This is a genomic window from Sphaerospermopsis sp. LEGE 00249 (assembly GCF_014299995.1).
GTDB lineage: Bacteria > Cyanobacteriota > Cyanobacteriia > Cyanobacteriales > Nostocaceae > Sphaerospermopsis > Sphaerospermopsis kisseleviana.
The window spans coordinates 1-1027 of record NZ_JACJUZ010000176.1 but is presented as its reverse complement, the minus strand read 5'-3'; the positions used below and the strand labels follow the sequence as shown (position 1 = coordinate 1027).

Genomic DNA, 1027 nt, shown 5'->3' with positions numbered 1-1027 from the left:
GTTTAAACCTCATGAATTTGCTAAAAAAATCGGAGTTTCAGTCAAGACCTTGCAAAGATGGGATGTTGAAGGAAGACTTCCAGCCAAAAGAACATTGTCGGGGCATCGTTTTTATACTGAAGATGATTTACTGATTACCCAGGGATTAAAACCTGTAGACTCAAAACGAAAAGTAGTTGTTTATTGTAGAGTTTCTTCGAGTAGCCAAAAACCCGAACTCAGAAACCAAGTATCCGCGATGGAAACATTTTGTTTGAGTCGTGGGTTAGCTGTTGATGATTGGGTTTCAGAGATTGGAGGCGGATTAAACTTTAAAAGAAAAAAGTTTTTATCAATTATGTTATCAATGCTTAAAGGCGAAATATCGACAATTGTTGTGGCGCACAAAGACAGAATGTGTCGGTTTGCTTTTGACTTTATTATGGAATTAGCAAGTTCCGTGAGGTGTCAGATCATAGTTGCTCCCTCAGGAATCTTTATCACCTCAACAAGAATTAGTGGAAGACCTAATGGCAATTATCCACTGCTTTTCTTGTCGATTGTACGGATTGAGGAATTACTCCCAAGAAATCAAGGATCATCTCAAAAATGCTATTGACAAACCTGCACAAGATATGTCAGTTTTAGACAGCAAAGAAATACAGTGTTGAGGTCGAGCAATGCTTTTATCTATCAAAACAAAACTCAAGTTAAACAAAACCCAGGAAATATTAATGGCTAAACACGCTGGTATAGCAAGGTTTACCTATAATTGGGGTTTAGCTACTTGGCAGGATTTGCATAAAGATGGATTAAAGCCAAACAAATATATCCTCAAAAAATTCTTTAATAACCATGTAAAACCTGAATTGGCATGGATTAAAGAAAAAGGTATTTGTCAGAAAATCACTCAATACGCCTTTGATAGTTTAGGTGAGGCTTTCCAGAGATTTTTTAAAGGACAGTCTAAATATCCCAACTTCAAAAAGAAAGGGAAAAATGATAGTTTTACAATTGATGCAGGTGGTAAACCAATTCCTGTAGGTGG

General features: G+C 36.5%; 1 protein-coding gene and 1 pseudogene. Both read left to right on the top strand.

Translation table 11 applies throughout. The features are described from left to right. Window positions 1-650: pseudogene (locus H5968_RS24985) on the top strand (IS607 family transposase); the annotation flags it as partial. Window positions 651-659: 9 nt separating this feature from the next. Beyond that, on the top strand, window positions 660-1027 hold a 368-nt coding region (locus H5968_RS24980), incomplete at its 3' end, for a helix-turn-helix domain-containing protein (protein ID WP_187042084.1).